Source organism: Streptomyces sp. ALI-76-A, assembly GCF_030287445.1.
Taxonomy (GTDB): domain Bacteria; phylum Actinomycetota; class Actinomycetes; order Streptomycetales; family Streptomycetaceae; genus Streptomyces.
The window spans coordinates 3,706,989-3,726,736 of record NZ_JASVWB010000002.1 but is presented as its reverse complement, the minus strand read 5'-3'; the positions used below and the strand labels follow the sequence as shown (position 1 = coordinate 3,726,736).

Below are 19,748 nucleotides of genomic sequence, written 5' to 3'. Positions count from 1 at the left end.
GTCGACAAGGCAACTGCCGCCCCCGTGGCGGCAGTTGCCTTGTGTGCGCCCGGAAGTGGGCCCGATGTCTGGGTTTTACATCACACTCACACACTTCAATGTCCGGCAAAGATCCCTTAGACGGACATTGCCCGCGCAACGGCCTTGACGTTGGTATGAAAAGTGGGAATGGTGAGGCGCGGCATGCGTATCTCTGGGGCGCATGTGAACCGGGGGGCTTGAGTTGCAGCTGACCCCCTCCGTCGATCACGGCCCCGAGCGCCGCCTCACTGACGATGAGCTACTGGGGGTAGCAACCACATGACGAAGAAGACGCGGATCCGTGTCGCGCGGATCGCGGCCGGTGCCGTGATCGCGGCCGGCGCCTCGCTGACCGCCGCTGGTGCCGCATCCGCCGACGACTGCGGATTCCTGGGTATCGAGTGCAACACGCCGGCCCCGGAGCCGACCGAGGAGCCCACCGGGGAGCCGACCGTCATCCCGACGGACGAGCCCACGGAGGAGCCCACCGAAGAGCCGACGGAGGAGCCCACCGAGGAGCCGACCGAGGAGCCGACCGAGCCCACGGAGGAGCCCACCGAGGAGCCGACCGACGTCCCGACCTCCGGCCCGGGCAACGGGAACGGCAATGGCAACGGGAACGGCAATGGGAACGGCAACGGCAACGGTGTCGGCGGCGGGAACAACAACACCACCCCCGACGGCGGCTCCGGCGCCTCCGCCCAGGCGGAGGGCTCCTCGGCCCTCACCGACACCGGCTCGGACGCCACCCCGGGCGACACGTCGGCCCAGGGCAGCGGTGAGGAGCTCGCCGAGACCGGTGCCGCGCAGACCACCTTCCTGGTGATCGGTGCCGCCACGATGATCGCCGGCGGTGTCGGCTTCCGCGTCCTGCCGCGCCTCATGGGCGGCCGGGGCGGCGCGGCGGCCTGACGGTAGCCGACTGTTCACGGACCGTACGCGCGGCGGACGGTGAAGGGCCCGGAGCGGATGTCGCTCCGGGCCCTTCGTGCGTCGTACGCCCCGTGCTCTACGCGGTCTGGTGCGCCAGCAGCGCGACCGCCGCGATCAGCAGGGTGAGCAGAGTGATCAGCGCCATGGGGTTCATCCCGGCGAAAGGGTTGTCCTGCTGCAGCCGCTCGCGGTTCGCACGGCACACATGGCACCGGCCCTCGCTCACGGGCGCCGCGCAGTTCGCGCACACCAGCCGGTCGTACGTCATGCGCTCGCCCTCCTTGCACCGGTTCCATCGACACAACGCCCGCGGGAACCCGAACGTTCCCCCTCCACTGTGCCAGGTTCCCCCGAATTCAGCGCGGGGTCCTGTAAGGACGGGGCATGCACAAAACGCACAACTGTCACGCAACCCCGGCCGGTGCCTGCGCTCGCCTGCCCGGTTCGCGTATGGTCACGCTCATCTACCCCCGGCGACCCGTGGTGCATCCGTGATCCGATTCGACAACGTATCCAAGGTCTACCCCAAGCAGACCCGCCCCGCACTCAGGGATGTGTCCCTGGAAGTGGAGAAGGGCGAGTTCGTGTTCCTCGTGGGGTCCTCCGGCTCCGGAAAGTCCACCTTCCTGCGGCTGGTGCTCCGCGAGGAGCGGACCAGCCACGGTCAGGTGCACGTCCTCGGCAAGGACCTCGCGCGCCTGTCCAACTGGAAGGTGCCGCAGATGCGGCGCCAGCTGGGGACGGTGTTCCAGGACTTCCGGCTCCTGCCGAACAAGACGGTCGCGGAGAACGTGGCCTTCGCGCAGGAGGTCATCGGCAAGTCCAAGGGCGAGATCCGCAAGTCCGTGCCGCAGGTGCTCGACCTCGTCGGGCTCGGCGGCAAGGAGGACCGGATGCCCGGTGAGCTGTCCGGTGGTGAGCAGCAGCGCGTGGCCATCGCCCGCGCCTTCGTGAACCGCCCCAAGCTGCTCATCGCCGACGAGCCCACCGGCAACCTCGACCCGCAGACCTCCGTCGGCATCATGAAGCTGCTCGACCGGATCAACCGGACCGGCACGACCGTGCTGATGGCGACGCACGACCAGAACATCGTGGACCAGATGCGCAAGCGCGTCATCGAGCTGGAGAAGGGACGCCTCGTCCGCGACCAGGCACGCGGCGTCTACGGCTACCAGCACTGACGACCGACATGCTCCACGGAAAGGCTTAACCAGACGCCATGCGCGCCCAGTTCGTACTGTCGGAGATCGGTGTGGGTCTCCGCCGCAACCTGACGATGACCTTCGCGGTCATCGTCTCCGTCGCCCTGTCACTCGCCCTGTTCGGCGGGTCGCTCCTGATGAGCGACCAGGTCAGCACGATGAAGGGCTACTGGTACGACAAGGTCAACGTCTCGGTCTACCTCTGCAACAAGAGCGACGCCGAGTCGGACCCGAACTGCGCCAAGGGCGCGGTCACCGAGGAGCAGAAGAAGGAGATCAAGTCCGACCTCGACAAGATGACGGTCGTCGAGGCGGTGACGTACGAGACGCAGGACCAGGCGTACAAGCACTACAAGGAGCAGTTCGGCGACTCCCCGCTGGCCAGCTCCCTCACGCCGGACCAGATGCAGGAGTCGTACCGCATCAAGCTGAAGGACCCGGAGAAGTACCAGGTCATCGCGACCGCCTTCGACGGGCGTGACGGTGTGCAGTCCGTGCAGGACCAGAAGGGCACGCTGGACAACCTCTTCGACCTGCTGAACGGCATGAACTGGGCCGCCCGCGCGGTGATGGCGCTGATGCTGGTCGTCGCGCTGATGCTGATCGTCAACACCGTGCGCGTCTCCGCGTTCAGCAGGCGGCGCGAGACCGGGATCATGCGCCTGGTCGGCGCCTCGGGCTTCTACATCCAGGCCCCGTTCATCATGGAGGCGGCCGTCGCCGGACTCATCGGCGGCGCGGTCGCGTGCGGGTTCCTGGTGATCGCCCGGTACTTCCTCATCGACCACGGCCTGGCCCTGTCGGAGAAGATGAACCTGATCAACTTCATCGGCTGGGACGCCGTCCTGACGAAGCTGCCGCTCATCCTGGCGACGAGTCTGCTGATGCCCGCGCTGGCCGCGTTCTTCGCGCTGCGCAAGTACCTGAAGGTGTGACGCACGCCAAGAGGGCCGTACGGGTCAACCGCCCGTACGGCCCTTCGCGTTGTCCTAGACTCACCGGCATGTCAGGCCGAGACCTGTTCTGTCCGCCCCGCCGCGTCCGCCGCGGGGCCGCCCTGACATTGGTCTTCGCGAGCGTGCTCGTCGCGGGAGCGGCGACCGGATCGCTGCCCGAAGTCGACGCGCGCGACCGGAAATCCCCCTCCGAGCCGACCATCTCGGCCGCCTCCGCGGGCCGCCACGAGGACGTGGCGAAGGCCGCCGAGAAGGCCATGGCCGCCGGCACGTCCCCCATGGAGGCCGCCGAACGCGCGGTCAGCCGCAGCGGGGACCGCTGGGGCGCGGTCTACTCCCCGGGCGAGTACGAGGAGTTCGAGGAGGCCCTCGACGGCGAGTACACCGGCGTCGGCCTGTGGGCACGGCGCGAGCGGGACGGCCGTATCGAGGTGGCCCGGGTGCAGCCGGGGTCGCCCGCGGACGCCGCCGGGATCCACCGGGGCGACCGGCTGCGCAGCGTCGACGGGAAGAAGGTCGACGGACGCCCGGTCACGGACGTCGTCTCCCTGCTGCGCGGTGACGCCACCGACGCGGCCGCCGGCACGGCCGTCCGCCTGGGCCTGGAACGCGGCACGCGCGCGTGGCACGAGACCTTGCGCCGGGCCCGCCTGTCCACGGACGACGTAACCGTGCGCACCCTGGGCGACGGCATCACCGTCCTCAGGGTCGCCGCCTTCACCAAGGGCTCCGGCGACCAGGTGCGGGCCGCCGTACGGCAGGCCCCGGCCGGCGCCGGGATCGTCCTGGACCTGCGCGGCAACTCCGGCGGGCTGGTCGGCGAGGCCGTCACCGCCGCCGCGGCCTTCCTCGACGGCGGCCTGGTCGCCACCTACGACGTCGACGGCGAGCAGCGCGCCCTGCACGCCGAGGCCGGCGGCGACACCACCAGACCCCTGGTCGCGCTCGTCGACGGCGGCACCATGAGCGCGGCCGAGCTGCTCACCGGCGCCCTCCAGGACCGCGGCCGGGCGGTGGTGGTGGGCTCCCGCACCTTCGGCAAGGGCTCGGTGCAGATGCCGAGCCGGCTGCCCGACGGCTCCGTCGCGGAGCTGACCGTCGGGCACTACCGAACCCCCTCGGGCCGCGGGGTCGACGGCCGGGGCATCACGCCCGACCTGGACGCCGAGCAGCACGTCCTGGAGCGGGCCGAGACGGTCCTCAGCGGCCTGGGGCGGTAGCCCGCGTCCAGCCGGGCGCCCCCGGCGCGCAGCCCCCGCGTTAATGCGCTTCCCGTCCACCCCCCGCGTAGTGCGAAAATGGGCGGCACTATGGCTAAGGAAAAAGGGCGCAAGCTGATCGCGCAGAACAAGAAGGCGCGGCACGACTACCTCATCCTCGACACCTACGAGGCCGGTCTGGTCCTCACCGGGACCGAGGTCAAGTCGCTGCGTCAGGGCAGGGCCTCCCTCGTCGACGGCTTCGTGCAGCTCGACGGGAACGAGGCGTGGCTGCACAACGTGCACGTGCCGGAGTACAGCCAGGGCACGTGGACCAACCACAGCGCCCGCCGCAAGCGCAAGCTCTTGCTGCACCGGGAGGAGATCGACAAGCTGGCGGCCAAGTCGCAGGAGACGGGTCACACGATCGTGCCCCTCGTCCTGTACTTCAAGGACGGCCGGGCGAAGATCGAGATCGCGCTGGCGCGGGGCAAGAAGGAGTACGACAAGCGTCAGACGCTGCGCGAGAAGCAGGACCGCCGGGAGACGGAGCGGGCGGTCTCGGCGGTGCGCCGCAAGCAGCGGGCGTAACCTGGCGGCCGCCGGGAATACGCTGGCACGTGGCCGCGTTGGTCACGTACGATGGCGACAGCACCGGCTGCGGTCGGTGTGCTCATTGAAAAATCAACATGGGGATGATCGGTTTCGACAGCGGCTGTCGAAGCAGGGGAAGCGTGTCGAGGAAGCGGCCATGATCTCGTAAACCACAGGCCGAAAAAAATAATCGCCACTCTCAAGAGCGATTCTCCCAAGGCGACGCAGTTCGCCCTCGCTGCCTGATCTAGGTAACGAGGCGACTGCCCCTTACTAGGGGAGTGTCAGCCCGGGGCTGTTCCCGACCCGGATCCTGGCATCAGCTAGGGAACTAAACCTTGATCCCGGTCACGGGGTGAAGAGGGAAATCAAACAGTGACTGGGCCCGTCGGCGACTTGTTCGCGTGATCGCCGGGGCCGAGAAAAGCGCAGCGAACTGCACACGGAGAAGCCCTGATTCTGCACCGTTGGACGCGGGTTCGATTCCCGCCATCTCCACTCGCCCGCGCCTGAGCGGGTACCCCATGTGGGCCCGGGCCCCGTCGCTTCCGAGCGGCGGGGCCCGTGTCATGCCCGGACGCGGCCGCTCCTCACGCGGTCGCCCGGCGCACCGTGCTCGCCCGCGGCGTCAGCCGGGCGGGCAGCAGGGTGGCCTCCGGGACGTCCACGCGGTCCAGCTTCCGCATCAGCAGGTCCACCGCGCGGGCGCCGACCTCGGCGGACGGCAGGGCGACGGAGGTGACGGGCACGCGGACGGACTCGGCGAGTTCGTCGGGGCAGATGGCGGTGACGGACAGATCGCCGGGCACGCGCAGCCCCAGCTGTTCGAAGGCGTCGATCAGCGGCTCCAGGAGCGGCTCGTTGTGGACGACCACGCCCGTCAGCGCGGGCTGCTCGCGCAGCAGCCGCTCCGCGATGGTCCGGGCCGCCCCGGGGACCGCCTCGCACGGGTGGACCGAGGAGGCGAGCCCGTGCCGGTCGGCGGCGGCCGTGAAGCCCTGGACCACGCGCTGGGCGAACGCGGTCTGCCGGACGTACACCTCCGGCGGCGACCCGACGAGCGCCACCACCCGGTGCCCGAGCCCCGCCAGATGCTCCACACACACCTCACCGGCCGCCTTGAAGTCGAGGTCGATGCAGGTCAGGCCCTCGGAGGAGGCGGGGAAGCCGATCATCACCGAGGGCAGGTCCAGGGTGCGCAGCAGCGGCAGCCGGGGGTCGTGCAGCTGGACGTCCATCAGGATCAGCGCGTCCACCAGGGCCGTGTCGGCGACCCGGCGCAGGCCCTCCTCGCCCTCCTCCTGGGTGAGCAGGAGGACGTCGTGGTCGTGGCGCCGGGCCGTGGTCACGACCGACACGGCGAACTGCATCACCACCGGGACATGGATGCCGGCCCGTAACGGCACCACCAGCGCCAGCACGTTCGACCTGCTGCTGGCCAGCGCCCGGGCGCCCGCGTGCGGGCGGTAGCCCAGCTCGCGGATCGCCTCCCGCACCCGGCGCCGGGTCTCCTCGGAGATGGGGCGCTTGCCGCTGAGCGCGTAGGACACGGTGCTCGGGGAGACACCGGCGCGCCGCGCCACGTCCGTGATCTTCACCATCAGGTCCACTCCACCGTCAGGAACCCGGTGCCGGCCTCCGCCCGCACCTCACGCCCGTCCACGGCCAGCCCCCAGGGCGCCCGGGGCTCACCGCACGAGGCCCGAAGCAGATCCCCCTCGCGGACGACGGTGAACGTCACGCCCCCGACCCGCACCGACACCTGAGCGCCCCGCTCCAGACCGTACGCCCGCAGGGTCACCCCGTCGACGTGGTCGTAGTCGGGCCGGTCCGCGACCGCGCCCACCGGGATCACCGCCCCCGGCCGCACCAGCAGCGGCACGCTCAGGAAGTCGTGCCGTTCCCGCACCCAGCGCGGCCCGGTCACCGTCCGCCCGGTCACGAAGTGCGTCCAGGTGCCCTCCGGGACGTAGTACGAGACCTCGCCCTCGTCGCTGAACACCGGCGCGACCAGCAGGTCGGGGCCGAGCATGTACTGCCGTTCCAGGTGGGCGCACCCGGGGTCGTCCGGGAACTCCAGGACCATCGCGCGCATCACCGGCAGGCCCTCGGTGCGGGCGGTGCGCGCGGCCTCGTACAGATACGGCATGAGCCGCAGTTTCAGCCGGGTGAAGTGGCGCAGCACGTCCACGGACTCGTCGTCGAACAGCCACGGCACACGGTAGGAGGAGCTGCCGTGCAGGCGGCTGTGGGAGGACAGCAGGCCGAAGGCCACCCAGCGCTTGAAGAGGGCGGGGGTCGGGGTGCCCTCGAAGCCGCCGATGTCGTGGCTCCAGAAGCCGAAGCCGGAGAGCCCCAGGGAGAGGCCTCCGCGCAGGGACTCCGCCATCGACTCGTAGGTGGCCTCGCAGTCACCGCCCCAGTGGACCGGGAACTTCTGGCTGCCGGCCGTCGCCGAGCGGGCGAAGACCACCGCCTCCGCCTCGCCCCGGTGCTTGCGCAGCACGTCGAAGACCGTGCGGTTGTAGAGGTACGTGTAGTAGTTGTGCATCCGCTCCGGGTCGGAGCCGTCGGACCAGGCCACGTCGAGGGGGACCCGCTCGCCGAAGTCGGTCTTGAAGCAGTCGACACCCTGGGCGAGCAGTGCCTCCAGCTCGGCCGCGTACCACTCGCGGGCCGCCGGGCTGGTGAAGTCGACCAGCGCCATGCCGGGCTGCCACAGATCCCACTGCCAGACGCTGCCGTCCGGCCGCCTCAGCAGGTGCCCCAGGGCCTTGCCCTCCGCGAACAGCGGGGAGCGCTGGGCGATGTACGGGTTGATCCACACCGACACCCGCAGGCCCCGCTCCTTCAGCCGGGCCAGCATGCCCTCCGGGTCCGGGAACACCCGCGGGTCCCACCGGAAGTCGCACCAGTTGAACTCGCGCATCCAGAAGCAGTCGAAGTGGAAGACCGACAGCGGCAGTTCGCGCTCCCGCATGCCCTCGATGAAGGAGGTGACGGTCTCCTCGTCGTACGAGGTGGTGAACGAGGTCGACAGCCACAGGCCGAAGGACCACGGCGGCGGGAGGGCCGGGCGGCCGGTGAGGGCGGTGTACTTGCGCAGGATGTCCTTCGGGGTGGGGCCGTAGATCACGTAGTACGTCAACTGCTGGGTCTCGGCGCTGAACTGCACTCGCGAGACGACCTCCGAGCCGACCTCGAAGGCCACCTTGCCCGGGTGGTCGACGAAGACGCCATAGCCCGCGTCCGTCAGGTAGAACGGCACGTTCTTGTACGCCTGTTCGGTCGCCGTGCCGCCGTCGGCGTTCCAGATGTCGACGACCTGGCCGTTTTTCACCAGGGGGCCGAAGCGTTCACCGAGGCCGTAGACCGAGGTCCCCACCCGGAGGTCGAGCTGTTCGCGCAGGTAGTGCCCGCCCGCGGCGTCCCGCATGATGCCCATGCCCTTGGTGGAGCTGGAGGTGAGGGTGCGGCCGTGGGCGAGGAAGTCGAGGTGCCAGGAGCCGGTGCGGGCCACCCGGACCGACAGCGCGCCGGAGGTCAGGGTCGCGTGCTCGTCGTCGTACGCCACCTGCGGCGGACTGTACCTCTCTGGGGGGCATCCCCCAGACCCCCGGACCTCGGTGGCGACCTCGAACTCCGGTCCGCGTGGCTGCCCGCCGTCGAAGTGGGTGAAGGTGACGCCGATGACGTCGGGCATCGGCGCGTGGGCGCTGATCGTCAGGACCGGTCCCTTCAGCAGGTCGCCGCGGTGGCGGACCGGCTGGGTCGGCGCGTGGATCTCCAGCGTGCCGTCCTGCGCGGTGACGTCGAGCACCTCGACCGGACAGGCCGCGGTGACGCCCTCGCGCAGCAGCCAGTAGCCGTCGGTGAACTTCATGTGGGGGTTCCTTACTTCACGGCACCGACGGCGATGCCGCGGGTGAGGGTTCGCTGGAAGAGGAGGAAGAAGACCAGGGCGGGCAGCACGCCGAGGAGGGCCGCCGCGTTGGTCATCGTGGCGTCCATCAGGCGCTGGCCCTGGAGGACACCGAGGGCCACCGACACCGTCTGGTTGTCGTTGGAGATCAGCATGACGAGGGGGAGCAGGAACTCGTTCCAGGTCCAGATGAAGAAGAAGACCAGCAGCACGCCGAGGGTGGGGCGGCTGACCGGGACGACGATCCGCCACAGCACCTGCCACTTGTCCGCCCCGTCGATGCGGGCGGCCTCGATGATCTCGCGGGGGAACCGGCCGAGGACCGAGGAGAGCAGATACGTGCCGAAGGCCGCCTGGATCACCGTGAACACGATGATCACGCTCAGCCTGGTGTCGTAGAGGCCGGCCTCCTTGCTCAGGTGGTAGACCGGGTAGACCAGTGCCTCCTGCGGCAGCATGTTGGCGAGCACGAAGAAGGCCAGGATCCAGGTGCGGCCCCTGATACGGCCGATGCCGATCGCGTACGCGTTCAGGACGGACAGGACGACCGCCAGGACCGCCACCGCGCCGCTGATCAGTACCGAGTTGACGAGTTTCTGGCCGAAGTCCACGCGTTCCCAGAAGTCCTTGATGCCGTCGACGTAGAGGCTCTCGGGGAGGCTGAGGGGGCCGTTCTGGGCGTACTCGGCGGGGGACTTGAAGGCGTTGACCGTGACGATCGCGAACGGGATCACCATGAAGAGGGCCGCGACGCACAGGGCCACCAGGACCGGGTAGCGGCGGAGCGCGGTCGTCATACGCGGGCACCTTCCTCGGCGTCCTCGGCGCGGGTCTGGAGTCTCAGGCCGATCAGGGAGAGGGCGAGGATGATCACCGTGAGCACGGTGGAGATCGCGGCGCCGTAGCCGACCTGCGTCTTCTCGAAGAACGTGGTGAACGAGAAGTAGGAGGGGACGTTCGTGGCGCCGCCCGGGCCGCCCTTCGTGAGGACGTACACCGCGCCGAAGACCTTCAGCGCGGCGATCGTGCACCAGGTGAGGACGACGTGGATCTCCGGGCGGAGCTGCGGCAGTGTGATGTGCCGGAAGCGGCGCCACCAGCCGGCGCCGTCCAGTTCGGCCGCTTCGTACAGTTGCGGGTCGACGCGCCCGAGGCCCGCCATGAAGACCACGAGCGGGAAGCCGAGCTGGACCCAGACCATCACGCCCATGACGCTGTAGAGCGCGAGGTCCGGGTCGCCGAGCCAGTCCTGCCGCCAGGACGACAGGCCCACCGCTTTCAGCAGCTCGTTGAGCGTGCCGTCGTCCGGCGCGAGGATCCAGCTCCAGACGATGCCGGCGACCGCGATCGGCAGCACCTGGGGGAGGTAGAAGCAGGCGCGCAGGACGGCCGCCCAGGTGGTGCCGAAGTGCTTGCCGACGTGGTCGAACAGCGCGGCGGCCAGGACCAGGCCGACCGCCGTCGGTACGGCCGCCATCGCGACGACCATGAAGAGGCTGTGCCGGAAGGACGCCCAGAACTCGGAGTCGTCGAGCAGCTCCCGGTAGTTGGCGAGCCCGGTCCAGCCGGGGGAGCCCACGCCCTGCCAGTCGGTGAAGCTCACCCCCGTGTTCATCAGGAACGGGACGACGATCACGACGAGGAAGGCGAGGGCGCCGGGGAGCAGGAAGAGGGCGTAGGAGTCGCGGGGGCGGCGGCGCGGGTGGCCGGTGTGGTCCTGCTTGCCGGTGACCCGCCCGCCGCGTTCGACGGTGACCGTCATCGCTTCGGCGCGTCCTTGTCGTACGCCCGCTGCAACGCGTCCAGGAAGTCGTCCGGTTTCGAACTGCCCGTCATCAGCTTCTGCGTCTCGGAGACCAGGACGTCGTAGAAGCCGGTGGCCGGCCAGTCCGGGTAGAAGGCCAGGCCGTCGCGGCGGGAGAGCGTGGTGAAGTCGTCGATCAGGGCCTTCGACTTCGGGTCGGTGACGGCGCTCGCGTCCGCCGCGACCGGGACGCCGCCCTTGTCGCCGAGCAGGTTCTGGATCTTCTTCGACAGGGTGATGTCGATGAAGTCGTAGGCGAGTTCCTTGTTCTCGGCGCCCTTGGGGACCACCCAGAGGTTGCCGCCTGAGCCGAGCGTGAGGTCCGAGTCGGGCCACAGGAAGGTGCCCCAGTCGAACGCCGCCTCGTCCTGGAAGCGGCCGTACCACCAGCTGCCGGAGAAGAGGACCGGCGCCTTGCCCTGGATGAAGGAGACCCCGGCGTCCTCCGCCTTCGCGCTGGTGGACGACTCGCTGATGTAGCCCTTCCGTACCCAGTCGGCGAAGGTCTCGGCCGCGTACGTCCAGGCCGCGTCGTGGAAGTCGACCTCGCCCTTGTACAGCTCGTACGCGTCCACCCAGGCGCGGTCGGCCTTCGACAGGGCGAGCTGGTAGAGGTACTGGTGGGCGGGGTATTCGGCGCCCGCGTTGGCGAGCGGGGTGACCTTGTTCTCGACGAACGTGTCCATGGCGGCGGTCAGTTCGCCGAACGTCCTCGGCTCGGGGATCCGGTACTTGGCGAACAGGTCCTTGTTGTAGAACACCATCGTGTACTCGGCGTAGTTGGGCACGCCGAACCACTTGCCGGAGCCCATCACGCCCTCGGCGTCATAGAGGCTCGTGGTACGGACGCCCGCGCTGAGCTTCTTGTCCCAGCCGCGCCCGGTGGCCTCGGCGGTCAGGTCGGTGAGCAGGCCCTGCCGGGAGAGGTGGCCCGCGGTCGCGTTGCCCTTGTTGTACTCCATGAGGTCGGGCGCGTCGGAGGAGTTGAGAACCATCGGCGCGGTCTTCTGGATCTGCTCGAAGCCCTTCGCCTCGAACTCCACCCGCACGCCCGGGTGGGTGGCCTCGAACTCCTTGACGGCCGCGGTCCAGGCCTGGCCCATCGCGCTGTTGGGGGCCTCGTAGTGCCAGAGTCTGAGCGTCCTGCCGTCCCCGGAGGAGCCGCCGTCCGAGCCGCCGCAGGAGGTCAGGAGCAGGGCTCCGCCGAGCATCGTCGCCATGATCGCCGTCGTACGCCTTCGTGCCGTCAACATCCCGCGTCTCCTGGGGGTCGGAGTCGGATGGGTCCCGGGGCGTCACGCGGTGTCCGTCGAACTGATTCGACGCGTGACGTCGAAGCGCTTCGACGGGCGAAGGTAAGGTGCGGCAGCGAGGGCGTCAATGTCCGGGACAGGATTGGCGGAAGCGGTTCGACGGACCGGACCCGCAGGATGACGGTTCGACGGAGCGGAGGGCGATCATGAGCGCCACCGCCGCCGCCGTGACCGGCACGCCGTAGCCGGTGGCGGGCGCGGTGTGCTCCGCGAGCCAGCCCCCGAGGGCGCTGCCGGCGGCGATCCCGCCGAGCAGACCGGTCACCGCGAGGGTCATGCCCTCGTTGAGGCGCCCGTCCGGGGTGCGCTGCTGGACCAGGGCCATGCCGGTGATCATCGTCGGGGCGGTCGCCATCCCGGCGGCCAGCAGCGCGCCCGCCAGCACCCACAGGGAGCCGGTGAGGGAGGCGGCGAGCAGCGGCAGGACCATCAGCGCGGTCATCGCGGCGACGCACCACACGTACCGGTCCCGCGCGGGACCGGCCGGCTTCACCGCCCCGTACAGCAGACCCGCCGCGCACGAGCCGGCCGCCTGGAGGGCCAGTACCGCGCCGGCCGCCGCGCGATGACCCCGCGCGTCCGCGAAGGCGATCGTGACGACCTCCATCGCCCCGAACACCACGCCCATCGCCAGGCAGACGGCGAGCAGCGGTGGCATGCCGGGGGCACGGAGGAGCGAGGCGGTCCGCGCCCGGGTCCGCGCGGTGGGCGGCGGTTCGGTGGAGCGCTGGGCGGCGAACAGCAGCATGCCGGTCACCAGCAGGACGACGCCCGCCAGCGTGCCCGCCTCCGGGAAGAACGTTCCGCACAGGAAGGCCGCGAGCACCGGGCCCAGCATGAAGCAGAGTTCGTCCACGGCCTGTTCGAAGGAGTTCGCGGTGTGCAGGGACGTGGGGGAGTCCTTCAGCAGACGGGCCCAGCGGGCCCGGGACATACCGCCCAGGTTGGGGGTCGTCGCGGTGGCGGCGCAGGAGACGAACAGGGTCCAGTCGGGCGCTCCGTGCCGTACGCACAGCAGCAGCGCGAGCGAGCCCAGCGCGGCCAGCAGGGTCGCGGGTACGGCGACCCGGGCCTGCCCGTACCGGTCGACGAGCCGCGCGGTCCACGGGGCGACCAGCGCGGTCGCCGCCAGACCGGTCGCGGTGACGGCGCCGGCCAGGGCGTACGACCCCCGCGTGCCGGCGATCATGACGACCGCGCTCACGCCGAACATGCCCATCGGCAGGCGGGCCAGCAGGTTACCGGCGGTGAAGGCGCGGGTGCCGGGGACGGTGAAGAGGGCGCGGTAGGGGCCGGGCGGGCGGTTGCCGGTGCGGGGGGCGAAGTCGACGGCGACGAGGGCGTCGGCGGTGACGGTGTACAACGGGGGCTTCCTGGGCGTCGGTTGCGGCATGCGTTCACGGTCACCCGCCCCCGGTCACCGGGTCCAACACCTGCTCCGTCCCGATTCACGCACCCCGGTTGTAAATTCTCCCCATGCCCGCCCCCGGTCACCACCTCGACCCCCGCCTCCTGCGCGCCTTCCTCGCCGTCGCGGAGGAACTGCACTTCACCCGGGCCGCCGCCCGGCTCTACGTCGCGCAGCAGGCGCTCAGCCGGGATGTGCGGCGGCTGGAGCGGGAGCTCGGCGCCGAGCTGTTCGTGCGGACCACCCGGCAGGTGACGCTGACCGCCGACGGAGAGCGGCTGGTGCCGTACGCGCGGCGCGCACTGGAGGCACAGGACCACCTGCTCGCCGCCTTCCGGCAGGCCAGGCCCCTGCTGGTGGACCTCAACTCGCCGGGTCTGGCCACCGGTCGCCGGGTGCTGCACCGGGCCCGGGAACTCGCGCCCGAGCACGAGCTGATGGCCCGCTACGAGAGCGGGCTGACGCACGCCGCGGGCGAACTGCTCGCGGGCCGGCTGGACGTGTCCTTCGGTCGGTTCGCCGGGCTGGACCCGGCGCTGCGGGCGGGCCTGGACCACCGGCCCGTGCGCTTCGAGCCGATGGCGGTCGTACTGCCCGAGGGCCATCCGCTGGCGGCACTGGAGGCTGTTCCGCTCTCCGCGCTCGCCGGCGAGGCCGTGTACGCGGGTGCCGGGAACCCGCGTACGCCGGAGTGGACCGACCTGGCGCGACAGTTGTTCGAGGGACATGGTGTCGAGGTCGCGCCGCCCGCCCCGCTCGCGGTCGGGGACGAGGAGTTCCAGCGCCTCATGGCGAAGACGCGGAACCCGGTTCTCGCCGTCGTGGACTTTCCGGCCATGCCCGGCACGGTGGTGCGTCCACTGTTCGATCCCGTTCCCTTGTCACTCGTGTCAATGACCTGGAGGAAGGGGCTGGTGCATCCCGGATTCGACGCGCTGCGCCGGGCGGCGCTCGAACTGTCGGTCGAGGCGGACTGGCTGCGGCGGCCGGCCGGGGGATGGATTCCGGCCATCGACGTGGACCTGATGGGCATGCATTCTTGACACCCGTGCCACACATAACCTCCTCGTGCGCTACATTCTTGGTCTGAGCACAGTGTGATAAAGGGGGCGCTCGGACCGGGTGGGGGCTCGGTTCGGTCGACGGGTGCTCAAGGTCGTCAGCGCACCCGGAACCGCCCCTGGGGGGAAGAACGTGCGCGTGAAGAAGTGGCGGGAAGACGCCCAACCGGAATGGCCCGAGACCGCAGCGGTCCAGGATCCATCGGTGACGGGGGGTCGTACCCAGGCGTTTCCGGAAACCGGTGGGACCGTGGTCCCGGCCGTGGGCGGAAACGGAATCCCAAGTCAGGCTGTCAGGCCCCGCTCGGGGACCGGTGGCACGGGCAGACTCGGCCCGGTCGCCCGGGGCCTCCCGGACGCGGGCCGGGCCGACCGGACGGAAGTCCTCGCGTCGGCGGGCGAGACCGGTGGGCGCTCCGGTGCCGGTCCGGCGGGCACCGTCGTGCGCGATCCGTGGCAGGAACCCGACGCGTCTGGTTCCGGCCAGGACGCGCTGGGCGGAGGTGCGCCGACGGGCGGGTCCGGGGGCGATCCCGGAAGTGGTCCCTCCCATGACCCGTACGAGGTGACGATCCAACTCGACGGCATAGGCCGACAGTTGGAGGACCTGCTCGTGCGGCAGGCCAAGGGGGCCGGGCCGGCCGGCGGTCAGGACGGGTCCGACGGGCCCGTCTTCGTGGACGAGTCGGGCCGCCGCAGCCGCCGCTTCCGGCGCATCGGCATCGTGGTCGGACTGGCCTGCGCGGTGTACGCCGTCGTCATCGTCGCCACGCTGCTGTCCGGCAACTCCAACGCGGCCTGGCTGCCCGTGCCGGGGCAGGAGGAGGGCCAGCCCGCGGGCAGGGTCGACACCACTCCGGTGCCCGCCGCGCCCGCGCCGCCCGTCGGCACCGGCGCCGTCTCGCCCGGGCCCACCCCGACGGCCGGCCAGGCCACCGCGACCGCGCCGGCTCCCGGCGTCACCGCGCCCGGCGGCGTCGGCACCAGCCCCGGCAGGCGGGTCACCTCGGACGACCCCGTGCCGAGTCCGACCGGCACGGCCCCGGGACCGGGCACCGGCCCGACGCAGTCGACCCCGACCCCGACGGCGACCGCGACGGTCACGGACCCGCCCGAGCCGACCCCGACCCCGACCCCGGCCGAGCCCACCCCGACCGAGACCGCGGGCACCGCGGGTCCCGGCACCGGCACGGTGGCCGACGGTCCGAGCGAACCGACGCCGATCGCGACCGAGCCGGGCGCCACGGCACCCGAGCCGACGGCACCCGTGCCGCCCACGGCACCCGTCGCCTGATGCCGTCACCGATCTCGCCGCACCACCTCGCCTCACGGCATGCCCGGCCGTGGTGCGGGGTGGCCGACGGCGGGGTGGGTGAGGTGAGTGCCGGTCGCCCGGCGGGGCCCCGCTCCTGGTGCCTGACGTCCCACGGCCCGGCGGGCCAGGAGGGCGTCCGTCGTCCGGAACTCCGTTCCTCCCGCCCGGCAGCCGACCGCGCCGCGCGCGGGGACGCCGGCGGACCGGCAGGGCTGCGCGTCCCGCGTCCTCCCGGCGCGGGGCAGTGTCCCGGCATCCCGCGCTCGCTCCGCCTTCCGCGTCTTCCCGGCGCGCCGTGCTCGGTCGGCGTCGCCGGTTCCGCAGTACCCCGTTCGCCGATCGTGCCGCCGCCCGACGGCTCCCCGTACCCCGGGGGCCGTCGCCGCAGGACCCTCACCCATGGTCCTCACCGCCCGCCGGCCTCCCTCTCCCCGGCGCTCATCACCCGCGGGCGTCCGCCTTGTCCGTCCCGGTGTCCGTAGTGACGACACCCCGACTTCGGTGCTCATCGTCTGATGGCACCGCCGTACCCGGTGTCCATCGTCCGATGGCATCCCCGTCCCCGGAGCACAACCTCTGATGGCATCCCGTCCCCGCCGTCCCGGGGCCGCGACCGGAGCCCCCGACGGCTCCCGGCGCCGCCGCCTGCCCATGCGTCTGCTGCTGCCGCTGCTCGTCCTCGCCGCCTTGATGGCGATGCTGATGCTGCGCGGCTACGTCCACAGCGAGATCCTCGCCGACCACCGCATCCGGCCCGAGGCCTCCGCCGACAAGGTGCCCCAGGAGATAGTCGACGGCGGGCCGGTCATCGACACCCGCACCGGCCGTCCCAGCACGCTGAAGGTGCCCGACCACCGGATGGTCCTCACCTTCGACGACGGCCCCGACCCGACCTGGACCCCCAAGGTCCTGGACGTGCTGGAGAAGCACGACGCGCACGCCGTCTTCTTCGTCACCGGCACCATGGCCTCCCGCTACCCGGACCTCGTCAGGCGCATGGTCGACGAGGGCCACGAGATCGGGCTGCACACCTTCAACCACCCCGACCTCTCCCTCCAGTCGAAGAAGCGCATCGACTGGGAGCTGTCGCAGAACCAGCTCGCGATCACCGGCGCCGCGGGCATCCGCACCTCGCTGTTCCGGCCGCCGTACTCCTCGTACGCCGCGTCCATGGACAACGAGTCCTGGGCGGTCACCGAGTACATCGGCGCCCGCGGCTACATCACCGTCGTCACCAGCGTCGACAGCCGGGACTGGAGCAAGCCCGGAGCCGACCGGATCATCCGCAACGTCACCCCCGAGGGCGGCGAGGGCGCGATCGTCCTGATGCACGACTCCGGCGGCGACCGGCACCAGACGGTCGAGGCGCTGGACCGGTTCCTGCCGAAGATGAAGGCCGAGGGCTACCGGTTCGGCAACCTCACCGAGACCCTCGACGCCCCCAGCGCGCACACCCGGGCCACCGGCGTCGACCTCTGGAAGGGCAAGGCCTGGGTCTTCCTCGTGCAGGCCTCCGACCACGTCACCGCGGTCCTGGCGGTCGGCCTGGCGATCATCGGCTTCCTGGTCATCGCCCGCTTCGGCCTGATGCTCCTGCTCTCCGGCATCCACGCCCGCCGCGTGCGCCACCGCGACTTCAGCTGGGGCCCGCCGGTCACCGAACCGGTGTCGGTGCTGGTTCCGGCGTACAACGAGGCCAAGTGCATCGAGAGCACCGTCCGCTCGCTGATGGCCAGCGACCATCCGATCGAGGTCCTCGTCATCGACGACGGGTCCAGCGACGGCACCGCGAGGATCGTGGAGAACCTCGCCCTGCCGAACGTCCGGGTGGTCCGCCAGCTCAACGCGGGCAAGCCCGCCGCCCTCAACCGGGGCGTGGCCAACGCCCGCCACGACCTCGTGGTGATGATGGACGGCGACACCGTCTTCGAGCCGTCCACGGTCCGCGAACTGGTCCAGCCCTTCGGCGACCCCCGCGTCGGCGCCGTCGCCGGCAACGCGAAGGTCGGCAACAAGAACACCCTGATCGGCGCCTGGCAGCACATCGAGTACGTGATGGGCTTCAACCTGGACCGCCGGATGTACGACGTCCTGCAGTGCATGCCGACCATCCCGGGCGCGGTGGGAGCCTTCCGCCGCACCGCCCTGGAACGCGTCGGCGGCATGAGCGACGACACGCTCGCCGAGGACACCGACATCACCATGGCCATCCACCGCGACGGCTGGCGGGTCGTCTACGCGGAGAAGGCCCGCGCCTGGACCGAGGCCCCGGAGTCCGTCCAGCAGCTGTGGTCCCAGCGCTACCGCTGGTCGTACGGCACCATGCAGGCGATCTGGAAGCACCGCCGCGCCCTGTTCGACCGGGGCCCCTCGGGCCGCTTCGGCCGGGTCGGGCTCCCGCTGGTGTCCCTGTTCATGGTCCTGGCACCGCTGCTGGCCCCGCTGATCGACGTGTTCCTCATCTACGGCCTGGTCTTCGGCCCCACCGAGAAGACGATCGTGGCCTGGTTCGGCGTCCTCGCCATCCAGGCGGCCTGCGCGACGTACGCCTTCATCCTCGACCGCGAGCGGCTCACCCCGCTGATCTCGCTGCCGTTGCAGCAGATCCTGTACCGCCAACTGATGTACGTCGTGCTGCTCCAGTCCTGGATCACCGCCCTGACCGGCGGCCGGCTGCGCTGGCAGAAGCTGCGCCGCATGGGCGGGGTGTCGGCGCCGCCGGGCGCGCCGGCCGAGCGCCACCCGGTCGTGGACGGGAGGCCGGTCGCGTGAGCACCGTGCCTGTGCGGGCCGACCCGCAGGACACACCGGACCTCCCCGAGCAACGGACCCGTACGACGGCTCCCGTCCGCGACCGCTACTTCGACCTCCTGCGGGCCCTGGCCCTCTTCCGGGTCGTCCTCTACCACCTCATGGGCTGGGCCTGGCTCCCGCTGGTCTTCCCGTCCATGGGCGTGATGTTCGCGCTCGCGGGCAACCTGATGGCCCGCTCCCTGAAGAGCCGCCCGGCCCTCCAGGTCGTCCGCGGCCGGATGCGCCGCCTGCTGCCGCCGCTGTGGCTGCTCGGCGCGATCGGTGTGAGCGGCATGCTGCTCCAGGGCTGGAGCCCGGACGACGACGGCCACCCCGGCTGGTGGTGGCTCCACCTCACCTACTGGATCCTGCCGCTGAGCGACCCGCCGTACGCCGAGGGACTGGCCGGGGTGTACGGCGTCCTCGGCGAGGGCTGGGCGGAGCAACTCGCCGGCCCGCTCTGGTACATCCGCGCGTACCTCTGGTTCGTGCTGCTGTCCCCGTTCCTGCTGAAGGCCCTGCGCTCGCTGCCCCTGGTGACGATGGTGTCGCCGATCGTCCTGGCGGCGTGCTTCGAGTTCGGCTACCTCACCCTGCCCGGCGAGCGGTTCCCGTCGGCGCTGACCGACTTCAGCACCTTCGGCGCCTGCTGGATCCTGGGCATGGCGCACCAGGAGGGCATCCTCCGGCGCCTGCCGCAGTACGTCGTGCCGTCCGTGGCACCGGTGATCGCCTGCCTGGGCCTGTGGTACGCCCTGACCCACGGCTTCAAGCAGGGCAACGACCTGGACGGCATCCCGTTCGCCCAGTCCCTGTGGTCCTTCGCGACGGTGATGCTGCTCCTGCACTTCAGCCCGTCCTGGTCCGAGTGGCCGGGCCGACTGCGGCGCTGGAGCCGGGTGATCACCCTCCTCAACGCCCGGGCGGTGACGATCTACCTGTGGCACAACACGTGCATCGTCGTCGCGGCCACCCTCTGGGACCACCTGTGGGGCTTCGACGTCCTGGCGGACCAGTACCCCGGCCTGCTGGAGAGCTCCTGGCCCGTCCTGGTGCTCGTCTGGCTGCTCATCGGCGGGTGCGTGCTCGCCTTCGGCTGGGCGGAGGACCTGGCGGCGAAGCGACGCCCACGGCTGTGGCCGGACGGCGCGGGCCGGGCCGGTACGGGCCGGACCCCTACCGGCAGGCACCGGTGAGCGGTCGGGCCGGTAGGGGCCGGCGTCGGCG

The 19,748-nt window shown here is 71.0% G+C and carries 16 protein-coding genes and 1 other RNA gene; 10 read left to right on the top strand and 7 right to left on the bottom strand.

Annotation, left to right across the window (positions count from 1 at the left end; genetic code table 11):
• The first annotated feature begins 300 nt into the window (after window positions 1–300).
• Window positions 301–933, top strand: a complete 633-nt coding sequence (locus QQS16_RS17590; protein ID WP_286062738.1) for a hypothetical protein — start codon at window positions 301–303, stop codon at window positions 931–933.
• A gap of 97 nt (window positions 934–1,030) precedes the next feature.
• On the opposite strand, the gene QQS16_RS17585 is transcribed toward QQS16_RS17590, so the two are convergent.
• Complete coding sequence (locus tag QQS16_RS17585; protein WP_286062737.1) at window positions 1,031–1,222, bottom strand: hypothetical protein; 192 nt, start codon at window positions 1,220–1,222, stop codon at window positions 1,031–1,033.
• Window positions 1,223–1,445: 223 nt separating this feature from the next.
• On the opposite strand from QQS16_RS17585, the gene ftsE reads away from it, so the two are divergent.
• The 5 genes from ftsE to ssrA all read left to right on the top strand — a co-directional run bounded on the left by ftsE (window position 1,446) and on the right by ssrA (window position 5,406).
• Window positions 1,446–2,135, top strand: coding sequence for a cell division ATP-binding protein FtsE (gene ftsE / locus QQS16_RS17580; protein ID WP_286062735.1), 690 nt, complete (start codon window positions 1,446–1,448; stop codon window positions 2,133–2,135).
• A gap of 38 nt (window positions 2,136–2,173) precedes the next feature.
• Window positions 2,174–3,091 carry a permease-like cell division protein FtsX gene (gene ftsX, locus QQS16_RS17575; RefSeq protein ID WP_286062734.1) on the top strand — a complete coding sequence of 306 codons (918 nt, stop codon included), beginning with the start codon at window positions 2,174–2,176 and terminating at the stop codon, window positions 3,089–3,091.
• A gap of 68 nt (window positions 3,092–3,159) precedes the next feature.
• On the top strand, window positions 3,160–4,332 hold the full coding sequence (locus tag QQS16_RS17570; protein WP_286062732.1) for a S41 family peptidase: 1,173 nt from the start codon (window positions 3,160–3,162) through the stop codon (window positions 4,330–4,332).
• A 90-nt stretch (window positions 4,333–4,422) separates the two neighbouring features.
• The gene (smpB, locus tag QQS16_RS17565) at window positions 4,423–4,902 is read left to right on the top strand and encodes an SsrA-binding protein SmpB (protein WP_286062730.1); all 480 of its coding nucleotides are present in this window, start codon (window positions 4,423–4,425) and stop codon (window positions 4,900–4,902) included.
• A 100-nt stretch (window positions 4,903–5,002) separates the two neighbouring features.
• Window positions 5,003–5,406: a transfer-messenger RNA gene (ssrA, locus tag QQS16_RS17560) on the top strand.
• A gap of 89 nt (window positions 5,407–5,495) precedes the next feature.
• Here ssrA and QQS16_RS17555 read toward each other — a convergent pair.
• The 6 genes from QQS16_RS17555 to QQS16_RS17530 all read right to left on the bottom strand — a co-directional run bounded on the left by QQS16_RS17555 (window position 5,496) and on the right by QQS16_RS17530 (window position 13,337).
• Window positions 5,496–6,506: a LacI family DNA-binding transcriptional regulator gene (locus QQS16_RS17555; protein ID WP_286062729.1), complete on the bottom strand. Its 1,011-nt coding sequence runs from the start codon at window positions 6,504–6,506 to the stop codon at window positions 5,496–5,498.
• Window positions 6,506–8,788 (bottom strand): alpha-xylosidase, encoded by a 2,283-nt coding sequence (gene yicI / locus QQS16_RS17550; RefSeq protein ID WP_286062728.1) that lies wholly within the window; start codon window positions 8,786–8,788, stop codon window positions 6,506–6,508. Before yicI ends, QQS16_RS17555 begins: the two co-directional genes overlap by 1 nt.
• A gap of 11 nt (window positions 8,789–8,799) precedes the next feature.
• Complete coding sequence (locus QQS16_RS17545; RefSeq protein ID WP_286062726.1) at window positions 8,800–9,624, bottom strand: carbohydrate ABC transporter permease; 825 nt, start codon at window positions 9,622–9,624, stop codon at window positions 8,800–8,802.
• Window positions 9,621–10,589, bottom strand: coding sequence for a carbohydrate ABC transporter permease (locus QQS16_RS17540; protein ID WP_286062725.1), 969 nt, complete (start codon window positions 10,587–10,589; stop codon window positions 9,621–9,623). Before QQS16_RS17540 ends, QQS16_RS17545 begins: the two co-directional genes overlap by 4 nt.
• Complete coding sequence (locus QQS16_RS17535; protein WP_286062724.1) at window positions 10,586–11,884, bottom strand: ABC transporter substrate-binding protein; 1,299 nt, start codon at window positions 11,882–11,884, stop codon at window positions 10,586–10,588. The genes QQS16_RS17540 and QQS16_RS17535 overlap by 4 nt, the downstream gene beginning before the upstream one ends.
• A 124-nt stretch (window positions 11,885–12,008) precedes the next feature.
• Complete coding sequence (locus QQS16_RS17530) at window positions 12,009–13,337, bottom strand: MFS transporter (RefSeq protein WP_286062722.1); 1,329 nt, start codon at window positions 13,335–13,337, stop codon at window positions 12,009–12,011.
• Window positions 13,338–13,420: 83 nt separating this feature from the next.
• On the opposite strand from QQS16_RS17530, the gene QQS16_RS17525 reads away from it, so the two are divergent.
• The 4 genes from QQS16_RS17525 (at window position 13,421) to QQS16_RS17510 (ending at window position 19,717) form a co-directional block, all read left to right on the top strand.
• Window positions 13,421–14,395 (top strand): LysR family transcriptional regulator, encoded by a 975-nt coding sequence (locus QQS16_RS17525; RefSeq protein ID WP_286062720.1) that lies wholly within the window; start codon window positions 13,421–13,423, stop codon window positions 14,393–14,395.
• A gap of 583 nt (window positions 14,396–14,978) precedes the next feature.
• On the top strand, window positions 14,979–15,707 hold the full coding sequence (locus QQS16_RS17520; protein ID WP_286062719.1) for a hypothetical protein: 729 nt from the start codon (window positions 14,979–14,981) through the stop codon (window positions 15,705–15,707).
• A gap of 600 nt (window positions 15,708–16,307) precedes the next feature.
• A complete protein-coding gene (locus QQS16_RS17515; RefSeq protein WP_286062718.1) occupies window positions 16,308–18,500 on the top strand; it encodes a bifunctional polysaccharide deacetylase/glycosyltransferase family 2 protein in 2,193 nt (730 codons plus the stop codon).
• 5 nt (window positions 18,501–18,505) lie between these two features.
• The gene (locus tag QQS16_RS17510; protein WP_502963913.1) at window positions 18,506–19,717 is read left to right on the top strand and encodes an acyltransferase family protein; all 1,212 of its coding nucleotides are present in this window, start codon (window positions 18,506–18,508) and stop codon (window positions 19,715–19,717) included.
• Window positions 19,718–19,748 lie beyond the last annotated feature (31 nt).